The sequence below is a fragment of the Terriglobales bacterium genome, assembly GCA_035651655.1.
In the GTDB taxonomy this organism is placed as follows: Bacteria; Acidobacteriota; Terriglobia; order Terriglobales; family Acidobacteriaceae; genus DASRFG01.
The window spans coordinates 1-18,597 of record DASRFG010000035.1; the positions used below are offsets into that span (position 1 = coordinate 1).

General features: G+C 55.8%; 18 protein-coding genes and 1 tRNA gene. 11 read left to right on the plus strand and 8 right to left on the minus strand.

What is annotated here, in order from left to right; all coding sequences use genetic code 11:
- On the minus strand, positions 1-191 hold a 191-nt coding region (locus tag VFA76_16470), incomplete at its 3' end, for a response regulator (GenBank protein ID HZR33442.1).
- 718 nt (positions 192-909) lie between these two features.
- Between VFA76_16470 and VFA76_16475 the strand changes: the two genes are divergently transcribed.
- Positions 910-1,104, plus strand: coding sequence for a hypothetical protein (locus tag VFA76_16475; protein HZR33443.1), 195 nt, complete (start codon positions 910-912; stop codon positions 1,102-1,104).
- 178 nt (positions 1,105-1,282) lie between these two features.
- Here the strand turns inward: VFA76_16475 and VFA76_16480 are convergent, their stop codons facing one another.
- Positions 1,283-1,936: a sigma-70 family RNA polymerase sigma factor gene (locus tag VFA76_16480; GenBank protein HZR33444.1), complete on the minus strand. Its 654-nt coding sequence runs from the start codon at positions 1,934-1,936 to the stop codon at positions 1,283-1,285.
- Between the two features lie 636 nt (positions 1,937-2,572).
- Between VFA76_16480 and VFA76_16485 the strand changes: the two genes are divergently transcribed.
- From VFA76_16485 to VFA76_16495, 3 genes are all read left to right on the plus strand, one after another.
- Positions 2,573-3,955, plus strand: coding sequence for an ice-binding family protein (locus VFA76_16485; protein HZR33445.1), 1,383 nt, complete (start codon positions 2,573-2,575; stop codon positions 3,953-3,955).
- Between the two features lie 94 nt (positions 3,956-4,049).
- On the plus strand, positions 4,050-5,858 hold the full coding sequence (locus VFA76_16490; protein HZR33446.1) for an OmpA family protein: 1,809 nt from the start codon (positions 4,050-4,052) through the stop codon (positions 5,856-5,858).
- Positions 5,859-6,363: 505 nt separating this feature from the next.
- Positions 6,364-6,702 carry a hypothetical protein gene (locus VFA76_16495; GenBank protein HZR33447.1) on the plus strand — a complete coding sequence of 113 codons (339 nt, stop codon included), beginning with the start codon at positions 6,364-6,366 and terminating at the stop codon, positions 6,700-6,702.
- Positions 6,703-6,737: 35 nt separating this feature from the next.
- Here VFA76_16495 and VFA76_16500 read toward each other — a convergent pair whose 3' ends face one another.
- The 3 genes from VFA76_16500 to VFA76_16510 form a co-directional block, all read right to left on the minus strand.
- Positions 6,738-6,872 (minus strand): hypothetical protein, encoded by a 135-nt coding sequence (locus tag VFA76_16500; protein HZR33448.1) that lies wholly within the window; start codon positions 6,870-6,872, stop codon positions 6,738-6,740.
- A gap of 273 nt (positions 6,873-7,145) precedes the next feature.
- Positions 7,146-7,820, minus strand: a complete 675-nt coding sequence (locus VFA76_16505; protein ID HZR33449.1) for a Crp/Fnr family transcriptional regulator — start codon at positions 7,818-7,820, stop codon at positions 7,146-7,148.
- 462 nt (positions 7,821-8,282) lie between these two features.
- Positions 8,283-8,358: transfer RNA gene (locus VFA76_16510), tRNA-His, on the minus strand.
- An 86-nt stretch (positions 8,359-8,444) separates the two neighbouring features.
- Between VFA76_16510 and VFA76_16515 the strand changes: the two genes are divergently transcribed.
- From VFA76_16515 to VFA76_16530, 4 genes are all read left to right on the plus strand, one after another.
- Complete coding sequence (locus VFA76_16515) at positions 8,445-9,047, plus strand: DNA-3-methyladenine glycosylase I (GenBank protein HZR33450.1); 603 nt, start codon at positions 8,445-8,447, stop codon at positions 9,045-9,047.
- Between the two features lie 140 nt (positions 9,048-9,187).
- Positions 9,188-9,523 (plus strand): hypothetical protein, encoded by a 336-nt coding sequence (locus tag VFA76_16520; GenBank protein ID HZR33451.1) that lies wholly within the window; start codon positions 9,188-9,190, stop codon positions 9,521-9,523.
- Positions 9,524-9,717: 194 nt separating this feature from the next.
- Positions 9,718-10,989, plus strand: a complete 1,272-nt coding sequence (locus tag VFA76_16525) for an aspartate aminotransferase family protein (protein HZR33452.1) — start codon at positions 9,718-9,720, stop codon at positions 10,987-10,989.
- A complete protein-coding gene (locus tag VFA76_16530; GenBank protein HZR33453.1) occupies positions 10,976-11,806 on the plus strand; it encodes a pyrroline-5-carboxylate reductase dimerization domain-containing protein in 831 nt (276 codons plus the stop codon). Before VFA76_16525 ends, VFA76_16530 begins: the two co-directional genes overlap by 14 nt.
- A 6-nt stretch (positions 11,807-11,812) precedes the next feature.
- On the opposite strand, the gene VFA76_16535 is transcribed toward VFA76_16530, so the two are convergent.
- Both VFA76_16535 and VFA76_16540 read right to left on the minus strand, forming a co-directional pair.
- Positions 11,813-12,622, minus strand: coding sequence for a glucose 1-dehydrogenase (locus VFA76_16535; GenBank protein HZR33454.1), 810 nt, complete (start codon positions 12,620-12,622; stop codon positions 11,813-11,815).
- An 11-nt stretch (positions 12,623-12,633) separates the two neighbouring features.
- Positions 12,634-13,386 carry an SDR family NAD(P)-dependent oxidoreductase gene (locus tag VFA76_16540; protein HZR33455.1) on the minus strand — a complete coding sequence of 251 codons (753 nt, stop codon included), beginning with the start codon at positions 13,384-13,386 and terminating at the stop codon, positions 12,634-12,636.
- A gap of 152 nt (positions 13,387-13,538) precedes the next feature.
- Between VFA76_16540 and VFA76_16545 the strand changes: the two genes are divergently transcribed.
- Together VFA76_16545 and VFA76_16550 are read left to right on the plus strand one after the other, a co-directional pair.
- Complete coding sequence (locus VFA76_16545; protein ID HZR33456.1) at positions 13,539-14,249, plus strand: sigma-70 family RNA polymerase sigma factor; 711 nt, start codon at positions 13,539-13,541, stop codon at positions 14,247-14,249.
- Positions 14,250-14,376: 127 nt separating this feature from the next.
- On the plus strand, positions 14,377-16,263 hold the full coding sequence (locus tag VFA76_16550; protein HZR33457.1) for a CocE/NonD family hydrolase: 1,887 nt from the start codon (positions 14,377-14,379) through the stop codon (positions 16,261-16,263).
- A 1-nt stretch (position 16,264) separates the two neighbouring features.
- Here VFA76_16550 and VFA76_16555 read toward each other — a convergent pair whose 3' ends face one another.
- A complete protein-coding gene (locus VFA76_16555) occupies positions 16,265-16,645 on the minus strand; it encodes a hypothetical protein (protein ID HZR33458.1) in 381 nt (126 codons plus the stop codon).
- 406 nt (positions 16,646-17,051) lie between these two features.
- Between VFA76_16555 and VFA76_16560 the strand changes: the two genes are divergently transcribed.
- A complete protein-coding gene (locus tag VFA76_16560) occupies positions 17,052-18,593 on the plus strand; it encodes a TonB family protein (GenBank protein HZR33459.1) in 1,542 nt (513 codons plus the stop codon).
- Positions 18,594-18,597 lie beyond the last annotated feature (4 nt).

Genomic DNA, 18,597 nt, shown 5'->3' on the forward strand with positions numbered 1-18,597 from the left:
GACATTTTGGGCATGCTGAGGTCCGAGAGAACTACATCGGGCAGAGTCCGCTTCAGCTGCAAGAGAGCATCAAAGCCATCTTCGGCGATGGAAGTTTCGTATCCTTCTGCTTCCAGCACCATTGCCAGACTGTTGCGGATATTGGATTCGTCATCAACAATCAGGACGGATCTCTTTAGGGGAGTAGACATACAGAGAACCTCCTACCACGCAAGAAGTATTTCATTCAGAGACTCAGAATTCTGTCCCATTTTGGACAAGTGCCAAAAGGAAATCGCGCGAAAGCCGCACGCCTGGAGCTTAGTTAATGGTGTTGGGGGTGCTGCGCCGCATGGTTTCGGGGCTTCGCCTGCCGGAATGGTGATGCAGGAGAAACTCAGCGTGGGCAATGACTTAGGCGACTAAGTCAGGTAAATAAGAGTTTCGTCGCACATTCCAGGAGCAACGGTAGCAAACTCATGAGTTCGCCGTCTTTGCCATATCTGGCTGCCAGGCCTTTGAAGGCATGCACAGAGCCTGTAGAGTCCAGAGCCCATCCGCGCGGGATGTCCCAAGATGAAGATTCATTTTGCGTCTGCTCATGTTCACGCGAGTGCCGTGCTCCCTATCAACCAAATGTCCCAGCCGGAACCCGCGAGCCGAAGTGGGCCGCCTTTGGCTAAACATTACCCCCGCTTATTAAGGCGCGGACCCAAAAGGCTACGACTACTGCCATGACGATCACCTCAGCAACAAGGGATGTCCTCATGCCTCGCCAAACCTTGGACGCATTAGCGTCTTCGAGCGGGTAATGTTGCTTGCGGCGATGTGTCGCAGGAAAACTGCTGCTTGGCGTTTGTTGCAGGCTGTGTCATAGACAAGCTGGTACCGCCTACGCGTCTGCTCCAGTGCTCCTACTAGGAATCGGAAATGACAGAGCCGCGAGCCAGCCGCGTCAACATCCACCTTCCGCACGAAAAAGATGTGGCCATTGGTCAGGCAGCGATACGAGACGACCGTGGTCAGCGCGTTCATGCCACGAATTGTAAGCAGTCGCTCAAAACAGGTATCGCCGCACATGGGGCAGAAAAATGGTGTCAGTTGATCTCCAGTGACTGGCTGTGACGGACTAAGAGAAATCTTTCAAAGGACAGTAAATCTCCGGTGCCCGTGGTGTCTGTTCAAAAAAGCACAATGCCGATTTTGCGTTTTTTGGGAGCTTTTCTAGGCTGGTCCCAAGGTTTCATTGGTAATTTGCCAACACGTTCTAATTCCTGGCGATCAGCAGTAAAACGTCTATCTTTCATGCTACTTGCAAGGCCGGAGCGGTTCTGAACGCACTTTTGAATACTTCCGCACGTGGCTTCAGGGAAGTGCTTTGAGGAACTTCTCGAAGAGCGGGGCTCAGCAAGAAGCGCAGCTTCATACGCGCTTTATGGAGCTGTGATTTGGTCGTTCCCATTGAGCAGTCGAGAATGTCGGCGATCTCGTTGTGTTCGAAACCGTGCACATCGTGAAGGGTGAATACCATGCGATAACCTGGGGGCAGTTCGTCTATTGCTCTCTCCAGAGTGATGCGATCTATGGAGCCGCGCAGAACCCGGTCTTCAATCTGAAACTCTTGCCGCAACCTATGGTGCTGCGAGCCTTCATCCGAATAAGGGGAGGACCATTCTTCCAGCGGGGTCTCAACCGGGGTCTTCACTCGGAGTTGCATGAGTACGATGTTGACGGCCACCCGATGCAACCATGTCGAGAAAGTGGACTCCGACCGGAAGGTTTGCAGCTTTCGATGTACTTGCAAAAACACATCTTGTGTCAGGTCCTCGGCGGTTGTCACGTTGCGCGTCATCCTTAGACAAAGCCCAAATACGTGACGTTTGTGCGCGTGATAGAGCTGCTTAAATGCCTCGGCATCGCCCATCTGAGCTTTCTTGATAGTTTCTGAGGTCAACATTTCGGCGGCCCGCTTCGCTGGAGGTGGTCTCCTATTCAGAGACTGGAGCTTAAGATGAGCTCCAGAGTAGCTGGGTTGTAAGATTGTGGAGGTGATATGTTTATTTTATGAAACAGATAAGCCTCCTAGTGTGTTCACTATTGCACAGTTGGAAATGCCGAATATATTCGACTGTCGTGCCGAAGTGTCAGGCGTAATCGCTTCTTTGTCCCGTAGCGACGCGTCGTGACGAGATTGGTGGAGCAAGAAATTTTGCGCGGATCGGCGCGCCACACGTACAAGTATTGCTCATCGCTCGACGTTTCCACAGGGATGTCTCTCTGCGCGTTACGCGGCTCAGAAGACAGAGTCGCTTATCCGCCTGCGAAATACTGAGTAGAAAGGCTCACTTCGATCCAAAGTGGGAAACTCCACACAAACTATGACCAATTTTGTGTGACCGACATCACTGCGCTGATTGTCAGACAAAGATTAGTCTCCCAAAACAGTCACGTAACTGAGTAACTGTTGATCGACCTTGTTCAAGTGTGCACTTGTGAACAGATTCGTTACAAGCGGTTTGGTAAAAGGACTAACGCTTTGCAAGGTTCCACTGCGCAGCAGCAGTTAAGCCAAGAAGACAAAAGGATGACGGTCATGCATAGATATAAGAGCTACACAATCTGGTTCATCGCATTCCTACTGCTTCTAGCGAGTACTGGCTGCAGCGATCCAGACAAGAATAGCGGCACGATCCCGGGCGTAACCCCGCCTGCTGTGATTTCCGTAGCGCCTCCCAATGGCGCTACTGGTGCCTGCCCCAATACGATCATTACCGCCACCTTCAGCGAGGCGATGAATCCAGCTACGATCAATGCTACGACCTTTACCGTGAGAGGCCCAGGCGGCGCGGTCGTAGCAGGAAGGGTCGCCTACGATGCATCAAGCCACACCGCGACCTTCACGCCATCCAGCACTCTCGCACTAAACACGGCATACACCGCCACGATTACGACTGGAGCCATGGACGTATTCGGCCATGCTCTGACGAGTAACTTTGTATGGAGGTTCACGACAGGTAACACTATCTGTCAAACAGGGCCGCCCACGGTGATTTCTGTAGCACCAGCTGCCGGCGCTAGCGGTATATGTCCGAACACCGTAGTCGTCGCCACTTTTAGCACGGCGATGAATCCTTCCACCATTAACACTCAGACCTTCAGGTTGGCCGGAGCGAGCGCGGTGGCAGGCGCCGTTACTTACGACGCTCTAAGCCACGCCGCGACCTTTACCCCAGCGAGCAATCTGGCGCTAAGCACTCTCTATACCGCGACCATTACCACGGGTGCGAAAGATCTGCTTGGCAATTCGCTGGCAAGCAACTTTGTATGGAGCTTCACCACGGCAGCCGTGGCATGTCAGGCGTCGCCGGTGCCTTTGGGATCGGCCGCTAACTTCAGAGTCCTGGCGGGTTCTACCGTCACAAATACAGGACTCACTACGATTGCGAATGGAGACCTTGGACTAAGCCCGGGATCCGCGGTCACAGGATTCCCACCGGGAACGATGGTTCCGCCGGCGGTCATGCATATAACTGATCCGACCGCAGCACAGGCTCAACTCGATCTGACCACCGCGTATAACTACACCGCCGGATTACCTGGCGGCGCGGTCTTACCGGGAGATATGAGTGGCCTTACTTTCACTCCTGGACTCTACAAGACGTCAAGCACCGTCATGCTGTCGGCGGGCAATGTCACTCTCGATGCGCAAGGGGACGCGAACGCCGTATTTATCTTCCAGGTCGGGTCCACACTCACCACCCTGGGAGGTACGCAGGTTGTCCTGGCAGGAGGCGCACAGGCCCAGAACATCTTTTGGCAAGTGGGCAGCTCAGCCACTCTGGGGACGACGTCAATCTTCTACGGAACCATCATGTCGCTGCAAGCGGTCACGCTGGATACGGGCGCGACCCTGCATGGCCGGGCCCTGGCCCGCAATGCCGCGGTCACATTGGACACTAATACCGTCGATCAGTAGACGGCTGGTCGTGGGGTAGTGGGCCCGGTTTGAAACCGGCCCACTCCCGAACTGGTTGCAGATTTCAAGCGATGGAGTGCGGAGGAATCTTAATATGTCATCTCGCTTTCAGAACCTTTCTGGCAGGGTTGTGGCGATGTGGTTCGCAGTCGTTGCCGTCCTTTGTACTATGGGCACACTCGCGGCCGCGCAAGATCAGCCTGCGCCTAAATGGGAGCTCTTCGGTGGATACTCGTTCTTCCATCCCGGCGCCGATGTGCACGGCACATTTCCCGGCGGATTGCTTCCGGCGACCAGCCGCCTGGAATCGAATCCACGCGGCGCTGGCTTAAGCGGTACCTATAACTTTAACCGCTGGTTCGGCCTAACGCTCGATACCAGCATCCACTGGGGCAGCGGCGAAAGTACGTTAGGGAGAAAAATTGACGACGCCGCTTTTTCCAATCTTTCCTTCGGTCCGAAGGTTACTTTCCGCAGTACTCATTTCTCTCCATTTCTAGAGGCATTAGTAGGCGATCACCGGCTTATGCCTGACGCCTTCCACGACATCGACAAATTGGGGGTTATGCTGGGCGGCGGTCTCGATGTCAAAGCCACCGAGCACGTCGCTTTGCGGCTGTTGAGGGCCGACTATCTAATGTCCAGTTACCGGTATGGTCCTTCGGCCACGACTTCAACAACCGATCTCCGGGGCGCAAGACTGCAGGCTGGCATTGTGCTCATGTGGGGCGGCGAACCCACTGTAACGCCTCGCAATGCCACTTGCTCAGTACAGCCGACCGACATCTTTGCCGGCGAGCCTGTGACCGCCACTGCCGCGGGGTCCAATTTCAATCCCAGTACGGTCAAATACAACTGGAGTGGCTCCGGAGTGAAACCGGGCGCAACCGGCGCTTCCACGCAAATTGACACTACAGGCTTGCAGTCAGGCTCACACCATGTCACCGCCAGCTTGAGCGACGGCAGCGTACATGGCATGGCCTCCTGCACCGCCACATTCACCGTGAAAGAGCCGCGTCCGCCCGTCGTTGCATGCTCGTCAGACCCGGCGAGCGTACCGATGGGTGGAACCTCCACCATTACTTCGAACGCCAGCAGCCCCGACGGCCGCAGGCTGAGCTACAGCTACACCACGAGCGCCGGAAACATCGCCGGCAGCACCTCCACCGCCACCCTGGACGCAAGCGGGGCACAGCCTGGGACAATTACCGTGATCTGCAATGTAAGCGACGACCGCAACCCGCCGCTCACCGCTTCCTCCTCAACCACCGTGAACCTGCAACCTCCGCCTCCACGTCGAGTCCCGGATGTCAGCACCATCGAGAAAAAGCTTGCCCTCCACAGCGTTTATTTTGCAACCGCCAAACCTACACTCCAGGATCCCGACGCCGGTCTGCTTGCCAGCCAAGGGAAAACTCTCATCGCGCTCGCCAGTGCTTTCAAGGTATATCTCGAAGCCAAGCCGGATGCCCGCTTGACCCTTGAAGGCCACGCCGATCCGCGCGGTTCCGTGGAATACAATCAGGCGCTCTCTGAACGGCGTGTCGACCGCACCAAGCGCTTGCTGATCGAACAGGGTGTTCCCGCCGCCAACATCCAGACCAAGGCGTTCGGCAAGCAACAAAACCTCTCTGACGCCCAGGTGAAAGATGCGGTTCAACGGAACCCCGAGTTGAGTCCAGAAGATCGGCAGAGAATGCTCCATAACATGCGAACGATTATCCTCGCCAGCAATCGCCGTGTGGACATCACACTGAGCAATGCTGGCCAGGCGTCCCAGGAGTCCGCCCAACAGTATCCCTTCAACGCTGTGGATTCCCTGACGCTGCTCAAGGAGGAACAAACCAAGAAAACGACCGGGCCGGCAGTCAGAAAAAAGGCTAAACCTAAAACCCAGCCATAAGCCGGGTCGAAGCCGCAACACAACGAAAAGGCCGGTCGAGCGCATCACTCGATCGGCCTTTGCGGTCCTCGGCGAAAGCCGCACGCCTGGAGCTTAGTTAATGGTGTTGGGGGTGCTGCGCCGCATGGTTCCGGGGCTTCGCCTGTCGGAATGGTGATGCAGGAGAAACTCAGCGCGGGCAATGACTAAGGCGACCAAGTCAGATAAATGGAAATTTCGTAGCACATTCCAGGAGCAGCGGTAACAACACCAACCAACGATGTGCCCGTCTTTGCCGTACCTGGCTACAAGGTCTTTGAAAGCATGCACAGACGCTGTTAGAGTCCGGAGCTCATGCGCGGGCTGTCTCAAGATGAAGGTCATCTTGATCTTGTGTCGCGTTTTTCACCGAATCACCCATCTTCGATGTCATTCTCCCCCAAAAAGCCACGTGTGGTGTTCAAAGTTGCACAGCTTTAGCTCCCGGTATGTGCGATTCTTGGTCATCTGACGAAAGGAAACGAATATGCATTCGATTAAGAGGTTCGGAGCGGCATTGTGCCTGGTTGCCGTTTTCGGGTTCGCATTGCCCAAGGCGAGAGCTGACGAATGGAACAAACAGACCAAGATGACATTTACCGAGGCGTTCGAGATCCCCGGCATGGTCCTGCCTGCGGGAACCTATACATTCGCCCTGGCCGACTCCAATAGTGACCGGCACATCGTGCAAATCTGGAATGAAGATAAGACCAAGATATTCGCAACCGTTTTGGCGATCAATAACTATCGTCTGAAGCCGACCGACAAGACTGTCCTTGATTTCGAGGAGCGGCCATCGAATACTCCGGAAGCAATCCATGCCTGATTTTATCCCGGCAACTCGTATGGACAGGAATTTGTTTATCCCAAGGAGCGAGCGCTCGCGCTGGCTGCCGCCAACAAGATTCCTGTATTGGCCATTCCCAGCGGCGTGGCCCCGAGCCTGACGGTGCCAGTGGTGGCAATCACTCCTGACCAGCAGGAAGCGCCGGCCACACAAGTGCTTCAGACCAAACCCGCCCAGATCCAACCAGCAACGCTGGCAGCTGTAGAAGCCCCAAAGGAACTACCACACACCGCCAGTTCTTTTCCCTTGATGGCTCTGGTTGGCTTGCTCTGTATAGGCGCAGGCCTGTTGTTTCGAACTCGCTCCAAATCGTATGCTCGAAGTGATGTCTAAAGAGATGTTAGGCAAGGCTTGATAGCCGTCCGACACCGGACGGCATTCTTTTTTACGATTGTCGGTGGACGATCAGGAAAGAAATGTCTTTAATCGTGCAGAACAATGTTGAGCAGCGAGTTATGTACCTTCAGCCCGCCATTGTATTCAATGAAGCCCAGCTTCCTGAATTTGTTCATGAAGAAATTGACCCGCGAACGGGTAGTGCCCACCATCTCTGCCAACGTTGCCTGACTTATCTTCGGTACCACGATCTCGGGAGTTCCCTCTTTGCCAAAGCGGGCCAGCAGAAGAAGGACTCGAGCCAGTCTTTTCTCGCTGGAGTTGAAAAGTTGATCCACTAAATCAGCCTCATAGCGTATGTTTCTGGCCAGTAAATACGCCACGAACAGATCTGAAAACGTGTGTTCCCGGTGCAGGGCTTCGATAATCGCCTGCTTGTCAATCTTCAAGACGGCAGAATCCGTAATCGCCGTTGCAGAACCCATGCGACGAGCCTGGCCCGCGATAGACCCTTCGCCGAAGAAATCGCCGGAATTTAATATGCCGATGGTCGCTTCTTTGCCAGTCTTGGCGACGACCGAGAGCTTTACCTTACCTGCCTGAAGGAAAAATACCGCATCCGCCTCATCCCCTTGAGCAAATATGCCCTGGTTCTTTCGAAAGGACAAAATTCTTCTGCCCTCGCCAATGGTTGCAAGAAACTTATTGGGGTCGAAGTCGACCTTTCCCTTGACTGCTTTAGCGGCTGCACCAGGACTCATCACCATAGGTATTCCACAAGAGCGTGGTCACAAACAATCCACATGAACGAAACTATCACGGATCGAGGAATACGGGAGAAATCACTTGGTTGACGTCAGGATAGGATTTAGGGGTACCTTTGCTCATATGTGTACGTTAGTTTAGCGTGGAGTTGCAGCGGGAGTCCCTCAAGCAACTCCTAGAACGTCCTCTCCCGCCTAGCGTTTCCGTATGGATGCTTTATGACTCCGGATTGGTCTGTTGATTCACAGCCAATCCCTCATGGGAACCTGAGCAGTCCACAGTCACTCAACCTCTACAGCTATACAGACAACAATCCCACGTCCAATGTAGATTTGGACGGTCATGATTGTCGGACGCTTGGTCCCGTCACTGTGTATTGTAGGAAATTAAAAAAAACGGCTCGTGACTCTAACTGACTCACGAGAACGCTGTAAATTGCTGAGTTGAAACCGGATGGCTGGGGTGGGAGATGGGAATCGAACCCACAACGTCCGGAGCCACAGTCCGGTGCTCTGCCAGTTGAGCTACTCCCACCGCGTCCGATCAATTATAACAATCAAGCACGAGAACGGTCCTTGCAGCCGCCATCCCTGCAATCAAGACCTTTCAGATTGGCCGAAATGAAAAAGACACCAGTGGCAAAGCGCCGCTGTTCCTGGGCAAGCTCGGAAGCGATGATCGCCTACCACGACGCCGAATGGGGACTGCCGCAACATGACGACCGCGTGCTCTTCGAATTCCTGATCCTTGAAGGTGCCCAGGCTGGACTGAGCTGGTCAACCATTCTTAACAAGCGTGAAAATTATCGGCTAGCTTTCGATGAGTTCGATGCCGCGCGCATCGCCCGTTATGATTCCCGAAAAGTTGCCCAGTTGCTTCGCGATCCCGGAATCGTGCGCAACAAATTAAAAGTTGCGGCGGCAATCCAGAACGCCAAGGCCTTCTTGAAGATAAAGGAAGGCTCCGGCTCTTTCGATGCCTACATTTGGCAGTTCGTGGATGGACGTCCGGTGCAGAACGCCTGGCGAGCAGGCGATCGGCTGCCAGCTCACACCGCTGCATCGGACCGCATGAGCAAGGACTTGCTGGCCCAGGGGTTCAAGTTTGTCGGCTCTACGATTTGCTATGCCTTCATGCAGGCGGTCGGCATGGTCAACGACCACGCAGTCGAATGCTTCCGCTATGCCGAGGTTCAAAAGCGTCGCCGTCGGGGGGCAAGTTAGCGGTTTTGCGGTTCTGGGACGCCACAGAAATAGAGGAAGAGCAGCATTTTCCAAGGGCTGGGTACTTGTGATTTCGGACTAGCACTTCGGTAATTTGATCCGTCCTAGCTAGTCGCGGTTTCATGCTTCTAGAGGTGATTATGGCCAGCCGCCCTGAACCCCGTCATGCCGCTCGTTTGCGAGTAAGAGTCTGCGGCCGCGACGCCGCAGGCGTTCGTTTTCAGCAAGATGCCTTCACCTTCGACGTTAGCCGGCGTGGCGCCCGTCTGGACGGCGCTCCCAGCCTCATCGGTCCCGCCACCGTCATCGAAGTAAAACACCGCGGACGTACCGCCCGCTTTCAAGTGATCTGGGTGGGAGGCTATGGTTCATCGCAGCACACCCAGGCGGGCATCATGTGCCTGGATCCCGAACGTTGCATCTGGGGTCAGCCACTGCCTGGCAAACCGCTGATCATCGGCTCCTCCCCTAGCTAAAGCGCACCGCAGAAACCCGCCTGATAAGAGTTCAGTCTCATCTGCATGCCTACGTCAGGGTGAATTACCTATATTTGCCGTCTGGTACTATGGCGTCCTCGACCCCTCTATAGGAGCCTGTCCTGGCAAACACCATCATTTCTCGACGACGCAACCGTTCGCAATCCTGGTACGAGCGGGCCCAGAAAGTTCTTATCGAAGGAGTAAATTCGCCCTCCCGCGGCAGCACCGTCTTTTCTCCAGGCCCCGTAGTTGTGCAACGCGGTCGCGGAACCCAGGTGTGGGATGTCGACAACAATCAGTACACCGATTTCATGATGTCATTCGGCGCCCTGATCCATGGGCACGCGCATCCTGCGCTGGTTTCCACGGTCTCAAAGGTCATGTCAGAAGGGTCGCATTTCGCCTCCAGCACACCGGCGGAATTGGATGCTGCCGAGCGCTTCTGCCGGATGGTCCCATCCGCCGAGGCCGTACGCTTTACCAATACCGGCACCGAAGCCACCATGTTGGCATTGCGCCTGGCGCGCGCTTACACCGGACGCAACAAATTCCTAAAGTTCGAAGGCCACTATCATGGCTGGTACGACGCCTTTCTCTTGAACGCTCATAGCCACCCGCCCGATCAACTGGGTCCTCCTGAACATCCCGCACGTATTCCCGATTCCCGCGGCATTCCTGCGAGCACTTTTGACGATGTCCTAATCGCACCTTGGAACGACGTCTCACAGCTCGAAAAGGTCATTCACGAGCACGGCAATAGCCTGGCAGCGGTCATCACCGAGCCCATTATGGCGAACATGGGATGCATTCCGCCTCGCGACGGCTATCTTCAGCGCATGAGCGAGCTGGCCCGCGAACACGGGGCGCTCCTCATCATGGACGAGGTGGTCACCGGCTTTCGTTACGCCGCTGGCGGATGCCAGGAGTTGTTTGGAATTCGGCCTGATCTAAGTACTTTCGGCAAAGCTCTGGGGGCTGGATTTCCCGTAGGCGCGGTTACGGGCTCGCGCAAGATCCTCACTCAGTTGCGCTGGGGAGATGACATGGTCCTGCACTACGGCACCTTCAACGGCCATCGTCTGACGATGGCGGTGGTCAGCGCCAGCCTTGACTTGCTCTCTGCTGAGAACAACGGCGGCTTCCGCAAAATACGCACTTTGGGAGATGCCGCCATCACAGGACTGCGCGACGTCTTTGCACGACACAAAGTGAAAGCGATTGTGCAGGGCTTCGGCCCCATGTTCCAGATTTATTTCACCGACAAAAAGGCGATCAACGATTATCGAGATTACTGCCGCTTTGTTGACCGGGAACGCTATTCTCGCTTCATTCACCTGTTACTTGAGCGTGGCATCTACATGACTCCTTCCAATGGGCTGCACTGGATCATAAGCACGGCGCATTCGGAGCCTGATATTGCCACGATGCTCCGCGCCGCCGACGAGGCCTGTGCCGCGCTCTGATCAGAAGCGTAGCCTCAGCAGCGCGACCGTGTTTTTGGGCGGCGGGCGCATTACCTCTGCGCTCATCTGCGGCTTGCGCCGCGCGGGATATAAGTCACTCATTTTGGTGCACGATCGGAATGCGCCAAAATTGCGCCGCCTCACGCAGGAGTTTGACGCCATCTCCGAACCTGACCCGTGCCGAGCCGTTTCGGTTGCCGGGCTGCTGGTCGTTGCGGTTCGTCCGGATTCGATTGGCACATTGTTGGCGGCCCTCCGTCACTCTTGCCCCCGGCCGAACCGTTCGTTGATAGCAGTAAGCCTCGCTGCTGGTGTGCCTCTCACGAAATTGCGGGTGCATTTGCCGCAGGTCCACTGGGCCCGCGCCATGCCGAGCCCGGTATGCCGCACCGGGCGAGGGCTGACCGCGGTCACGTTCGACCGCAGTGTGCCTGGCACTGCTCGCAGATTGGTACGCAATTTCTTCGCCCACGTCGGAACCGTGCTGGAGATACCGGAGAAAAATTTCGATGTGTTCACCGCGACGTACTCTCCCAGCCACGGGTATCATGCGCTGGCCACCCTCGCCGAAGCGGCTGAAAAACTGGGGCTTGACCGTGACCATGCTTTGATTGCTGCAGCCCATGCCTTAGCCGACGCGATCGCCGCCTTCCGCCAAGAAAAAATTCCGCTGGAAGAACTGCTGTATGAGGCTGCTACGCCGGGAGGCATTGCCGCCACTGTCATGGACACTGAAAATCGGGCAGGTTATAAGCGCATCATCGAACGAGCGCTACGTGCGGGTGTGCAGCGCGCACGCAAGAATGCGCGAGGGTAGGCGGCGCTACACCGTTCCGGCAAGCCCGCCGCCGTCCACCACCAACGCTGTGCCGGTGACGAATGATGACGCGTCGCTCGCCAGATATAGTGCAGCCTGCGCGATCTCTTCCGCCTTGCCCACGCGTCCCAATGGCCGTTGCGCTGCGCCCTTGAGAAAACGGTTCGTGGGCGTGCCAAGCTGCCGCGCTTCATCACGCAGCATGGCCGTATCCGTATCTCCCGGACAGATGCAATTCACACGAATATTCTGCTCGCCATGATCTATTGCCATGGCCTTGGTCAGTAGCACCACCGCGCCTTTGGAGGCGCAATACACGGCTGCACGCGAGCCGGCCGCCAATCCCCAGCCAGAGGCAGTATTGATGATCGAACCACCGCCCGACTTTGCCATCATCGGAATCGCATGCTTTGACATCAGGAAAATAGACTTAACATTGACCGCCATCACTTTGTCCCAATCCGCCTCGCTGAGGTCCACAATTGAAGCCCGGCGGATGATTCCTGCGTTGTTGAACAGGATGGCCAGTCCGCCATAGTTCTCTTCAACATTGCGCATGACCCGCTGACAGTCGTTGGCACTCGTAACATCTGCGTGATCGAAAACCGCATCGCCTCCGTCCGCGATGATTTCCTTTGCCGCGGCCCGCCCGCCCGTCTCGTCCAGGTCAACGATTACGACTGTGGCCCCTTCGCGTCCGAATAACAGCGCCGTGGCGCGCCCGATGCCCGAAGCGCCACCGGTGATCAGCGCGATCTTGCCGGCCAACACACCATGTTCTCTGGGCCGCGGATTCGCTTTGTGTTGTTTTGGCATGAATCGCAGCTCTATCGGCCTGCGAGGCTACCCGCCGTTTCGGCGCCATCAATCACATAGACGTGCCCCGTAATATAGGCCGCATCATCCGACGCGAGGTAGGCGAACAGACCTGCAATCTCCTCCGGCTTGGCATGGCGGCGCATGGGGATCTTGCCATTGACCTCATCCAGCATGGCATCTGTATATTCCGCACGCTGCATGGGCGTAAGGACATACCCAGGCGCGATGGCGTTCACTCGCACCTTGGGCGCAAGCTCCAGCGCCATGGATTTGGTCAACTCGATGACGCCTGCCTTGGTGGCATTGTAGTCGGCATAAAACGGATATCCCATGATGCCGTTGGTAGAAGCGGTCTGCAGGATTACCCCGTTTCCTCGCTCGACCATGTGCCGCGCGGCGATCTGTGCTACATAAAAAACTCCCGTCAGATTCACCGCCAGGACTTTGTCCCATTCCTCAGGAGTGATGTCCAGAAAGTTATGACGAATGCTGATCCCGGCATTGTTGATCAGCACGTCCACGCCACCCATTGCGGCGACGGCTTTTTCAAACGCCGCACGCACCTGCTGAAGAATTGAAACGTCCGCCTCTACCACCCCTGAAAGTTTCGGAAGCTCACGGCCAATTCTCTCCCGCGCTTTGGGGTCACGGTCGAGCACCACTACCTTGGAACCTTCCTCCAGGAATCGGACTGCGGTGGCAGCCCCGATCCCGCTTGCACCTCCCGTGATTAGGACGCGTTTGCCTTGCAAGCCTCGCATTCAATCTCCTGTAGTCCGCATGGTTAAAACAAACGGCCATTCATCATACAGGCACAAATCTGCCCTAACAATTCTGCGATTGATGGGGATGAATGCTTCCGCGCGTGGGATTTATATCAATGTAACCCAAAATTCTAGCGTCTCCAATGTTGATGAGGGTTTCAACCGAGACGCGCCAATCGAGTGTTTCAATGGGCATGGCGGGATGCGTTGACCATCTTGTATTTCCGAGCGTGCTATCCGCGGATACAAGCACCTCACTGATCCAATCGATCCGAAATGGTGCTACCGATCTCTTTTATGAGCTCATCCGGCCGCATGAGCGCAATATTTATCTCACCGCTCTCGCCATAACCGGAAACCACGCAGATGCCGAGGAAGTGGTACAAGAGTCGCTTTTGAAAGCCTTTCGCTATCTCAATCAGTTCCGGGGCGAATCGAAATTCAGCACTTGGCTGGTGCGCATTACGGTCAACGAGGCGCGGGGATTGCTGCGCAAAAATCGGCGGGTCACCTTTGAGCCGCTCGAATACGAGCTGCCCAGCGGCCACACACTGCATCGTGATTTTCCCGACAAGAGAGAAACTCCCTGGCAAACTCTCGAGCGCGAAGAGCAGAGGCTGGTCGTTAATAAGGCCGTCGCTATGCTACCGCCTAAATATCGAGAGATATTCGAGCTGCGCGACCTGCAAAAGCTCTCTATCAACCAAACTGCCAAGCACGTCGGCATCACGCGCTCCACCGTCAAGGCGCGCCTATGGCGCGCGCGGCTCAAACTGCGGCGTCTCATCGCCGGACGACTCACCTACACCAGGCGCAAGACCTCATTCGCGGCGAGTAACAGTAGCTCTAGGCCCAATTAGCTGCTCTCGGGAGAATTGTTCTAAACCTCTGCGCTTTCTTGCCTGCTTCCAGCTTGCCTCTGGTATTTTCTTTGCGGCTGACGTATGGTTTCCGTTCTTCGCCACACCCGAGGACTGGAGACTGAGCGTGCGAATTCGTCAGTGCGACGTTAGTTTGACTATTATCCTTGCCATTCACCTCTTGCTGCTGGCTTCTCCCGGCGCTGCGCAGACCGAGTACAGCAAGCTCTTCCGTAAGACTGACATGATGGTTCCCATGCGCGACGGTGTACGCCTGCACACTGAGATTTACACGCCTAAGAAGATAAAAGAACCGCTGCCCTTCATCTTTGAACGCACTCCTTATGGATTGGAGGACGACAAACAGGGGTATACCAAGTTGCTCGGGTCCTACGGGGACTTGATCAAAGAAGGTTATATTTTCGTATTTCAAGACATTCGCGGCCGCTACAAATCAGAAGGCCAGTTCGTCATGAACCGTCCTCCTCGCAACCAGAGTGACGCCAAAGGCATTGACGAAAGCACCGACACCTACGACACGATCGACTGGCTCCTCAAGAATGTTCCCCACAACAATGCCCGTGTCGGTATTCTCGGCATTTCGTATGGTGGGTGGCTTACAACCATGGCGCTTCTCGATCCTCATCCAGCCCTTAAAGCTGCTTCGGAGCAGGCTTCGCCCGAGGACCAGTTTCTGGGCGACGATTTCCACCACAATGGCGCATTCCGGCTCAGCTATGGCTTCGAATATGCCGCTTTAATGGAAACTACAAAAGAGAATTTCTCTTTTCAGTTCGACAAGTACGACACTTACGATTGGTATCTCGCTCTAGGCGCTCTCTCCAATGCCAATGCAAAGTATTTCCACGGCAAGCTTCCAACCTGGAACGATTTTGTCGAGCACCCGAACTACGATGAGTTTTGGCAAAAACTGGCGTTCTGGCCTTATCTGAAAGCCCCGACCGTTCCCAATCTCAACGTGGCAGGCTGGTGGGACCAGGAGGATTTTTACGGACCGGTAAAGATTTACGAACTTCTCGAAAAGAACGACTCCAAGCACGCAAACTATTTGGTCGTCGGGCCTTGGAATCACGGCGGATGGGCAGGAGGCGACGGCCGCAAACTGGGGCCGATCGATTTCCAAACTGACACGGGAAAATATTTCCGCGGACAGGTACAAGCTCCTTGGTTCGCGTATTGGCTGAAGGACAAAGGCAAGCTGCCGCTAGGCGAGGCGCTCACCTTCGAAACCGGCAGTAATCAATGGAAGCAATATGAGGCCTGGCCTCCCACCCAGAATGTGAGCCAGCGCAAGTTGTACTTCCGCGAGCGCGGCCAGCTCTCTTTTGACGCGCCCTCACCGAGCGGCGAGCCGGGTTTTGACAGCTACGTTTCCGATCCCTCCCACCCGGTTCCGTATCGGCATCAGCCGATCTCGCCCACCTATCCTGGCCCAGGCTGGCCGACCTGGCTTTTAGAAGACCAACGCTTCGCCCAGTCTCGCCCTGATGTATTGACTCTCCAGACAGAGCCGTTAAAAGAAGACATCATCGTGGCCGGCGATATTGTGGGGCACTTGTTCGCCTCCACCAGCGGGACCGACAGTGACTGGATCGTGAAGCTGATTGATGTTTATCCGGAAAACTACCCGCCAGACCGCAAGCTGGGTGGCTATGAGTTGATCATTGCCGATGAGGTGATGCGGGCCCGTTTCCGTAACAATTTCGAAAAACCAGAACCAGTGGAGGCAAACCAGATCAACCACTACACCATTGACCTGCACACCAATGACCATGTGTTTCTCAAAGGCCATCGCATCATGGTGCAGGTGCAGAGCACATGGTTCCCGGTCATTGACCGCAACCCACAAAAGTTTGTCCCCAACATATTCAAAGCAACGGATGCGGACTACCAGCCTGCCACCCAGCACATATATCGCTCGGACCAGTTTGCGTCCTATGTTCTATTGCCGATTGTCAGTGGTTCGACCGGTAGTGGCGGCGGTATTCGGTGATTCAATCCGGGAGTTTGTTGGATTGGCTTACGTCCTGAGGAAAGGACTTGAATACCACCTCGCGGGATTTTGCCGTGTCATTCTTGCCCGGATCACCGGTGTGCTGAGTCAGCGTTCCCTTCAGCACGTAATAGGCTTCGTCATCGGGGGTTTTACCATTGCCCCGGTCCGCTGTCCCCTTAAATTCAAACCACACACCATGAACGGTTTCAGTGGTGAACTTTATGTCGTGCCCCGCGAGCGTGCCCTGCTTAATGAAGTGGTCGAGAAACGCGCCACGATCGCTGTCCGCATCACCAAAGCGCGAAACGAAGCCGCTGAGTTTTCCCCCTTCTTCCACCGATACTTGCACAAATTCGCCCTCGCGCAGAAAGCTATACATCCCGGAATAATCGTCCCCAGCGGTGTCAGTTGCAGGCTTATCAGTTGACTGAGAAAACGCTACCGCGCAACAAAATAGCACCAAGTTTAGGGCAATATATCGCATCGCTTTCCCATTAAAACACAGGCAGCAACACAGGGTTGTGGACAAGTAAATTTCCAGGCGCCGAAAGTAGCTATAATCGCCTTACTCCGGGTTTTTAGTGATGCCGAGCCTCCCTCGCCAGCCCAATTCGCAACCGCCGCCGGAGCGAGGCGCGACGCCAGATCTTCAACTCCTTATTGAATCAGAGCCCTGCTGGGACAGTTTCTCCAGCAGTGTTGGGGAACTGCTCTCCTCGTCAGGCCCTTCTATTACCTCCCTCCGGCTTGTTGGCAAAGGTAATCCGTTTGGATCTACCGTTTTCGTGGAGCGCGCGATCCCATGGTCTAGATTGGCGCAATCTGCGTTCTTTCACATCCTTCTACTCATCGTCGTAGTAGCGTTGTCGCAAGTTCAGCCTCATGCTTCGCAGCAGTTCAGCGGCAAGTTCTTGGAAAAGAGTCAGGTCATCTATTACAGTGCCTCGGAGTATCTGCCTCCTTTAAACCAGAAGAGCAGACCGGCACGCTCGGCTCAAAAGGGAAGCCCCGGTCATGCCAGGCAAGAAGTCATTTCCGTACCGGCGGAAGTAGATAACCGCTCGCAAACCGTGATCACGCCACCGCGGGTGAAGCTAACCGCCGACGTTCCACTGCCTAACCTGGTTGCATGGACACCTGTTCCTTCGCCTGTGCCCGTAACCGGCTCAATGCGCGCCAATGTTAATGTGCAAGTTCTGCCAACCAGTGTTGTGGCACCTCCGCCGGAACTGGAGCGACTCACGAGACCAGCTCACGCACTAGCTCAAAGTCCTGTTATCGCGCCGCCACCTGATCCATCGCTGACTTTGTCCACGCATCACCCGTTGCAAACTCCCGCCGTCGCGGTGGTTGAGCCTCCGCCCTCAACAACTGTCGTCCCGCGGAACCCCGGGACAATGAACGTTGCGGACCTGCAGCCCAGCGTATTGGCCCCCAAACTGCCAGTCCCGGCACAACAGAGCCTTGGGGGAACATTCCAACCCATCGCTACGCCAATGGCTCCTCCTGATGTACGTGGGCTGGCGCGTTCCGGGGGCGGCCAGATTATCGCCCTAGGCTTGCATCCGGTCGAGCCAACCGGTCCGATAGACCTGCCCAGCGGCAATCGCCATGGCAATTTCGCCACAGCTCCAGAAGGCCAGCCGGGGCCTGTGGCCAGCCCCCGCATGGTAGCTGGAGGAGCGTCCAGCGGTGGTGGCGGCACCGGCATGGCGAGCGATGATGGTCCTGGCCTGACGGTCACGCCTGGTCCGGTCAGAGCTGGCGATGCGGCGGGAAAAGCTGTTCATCCTTCCATGGCCGCTACGTTGCCTGGCAGGTCCGGTCTGATCGCGGCGGCGATGCTGCCGCTGCACATTCGCCATCTCCCCCCTCGGGAGGTGAACCCTGCTGGTTCCCCGCTCCCCGACGTGCCGGAGCTCGAAAAGAAGATCTTCGGTCTCAAGCGGTTTTATTCCGTCATTCTGAGCATGCCTAATCTGAATTCCAAATGGGGCAGCTGGATCATGCGTTTCGCCGAGCTCAACGACAACGGAACAGGCGGTGAATTGACGGCTCCGGTGGCTACGGAGAAGGTTGATCCGGCTTATCCGGGAAATTTGATACGGCAACAAGTGGAAGGGACGGTGACCCTCTTCGCCATCATTCGTAGCGATGGGAGTGTAGCCGATGTGCGAGTGTTGCGTGGGGTTGACGATCGCTTGGACCAGTACGCCCGCATCGCGCTCTCCCACTGCCGGTTTATGCCCGCCAGGAAAAATGGGGCTGCGGTAGACCTGGAAGCGGTGGTCCGGATTCCATTCCGCTCACGCAAAGTTGGATACTGATTCG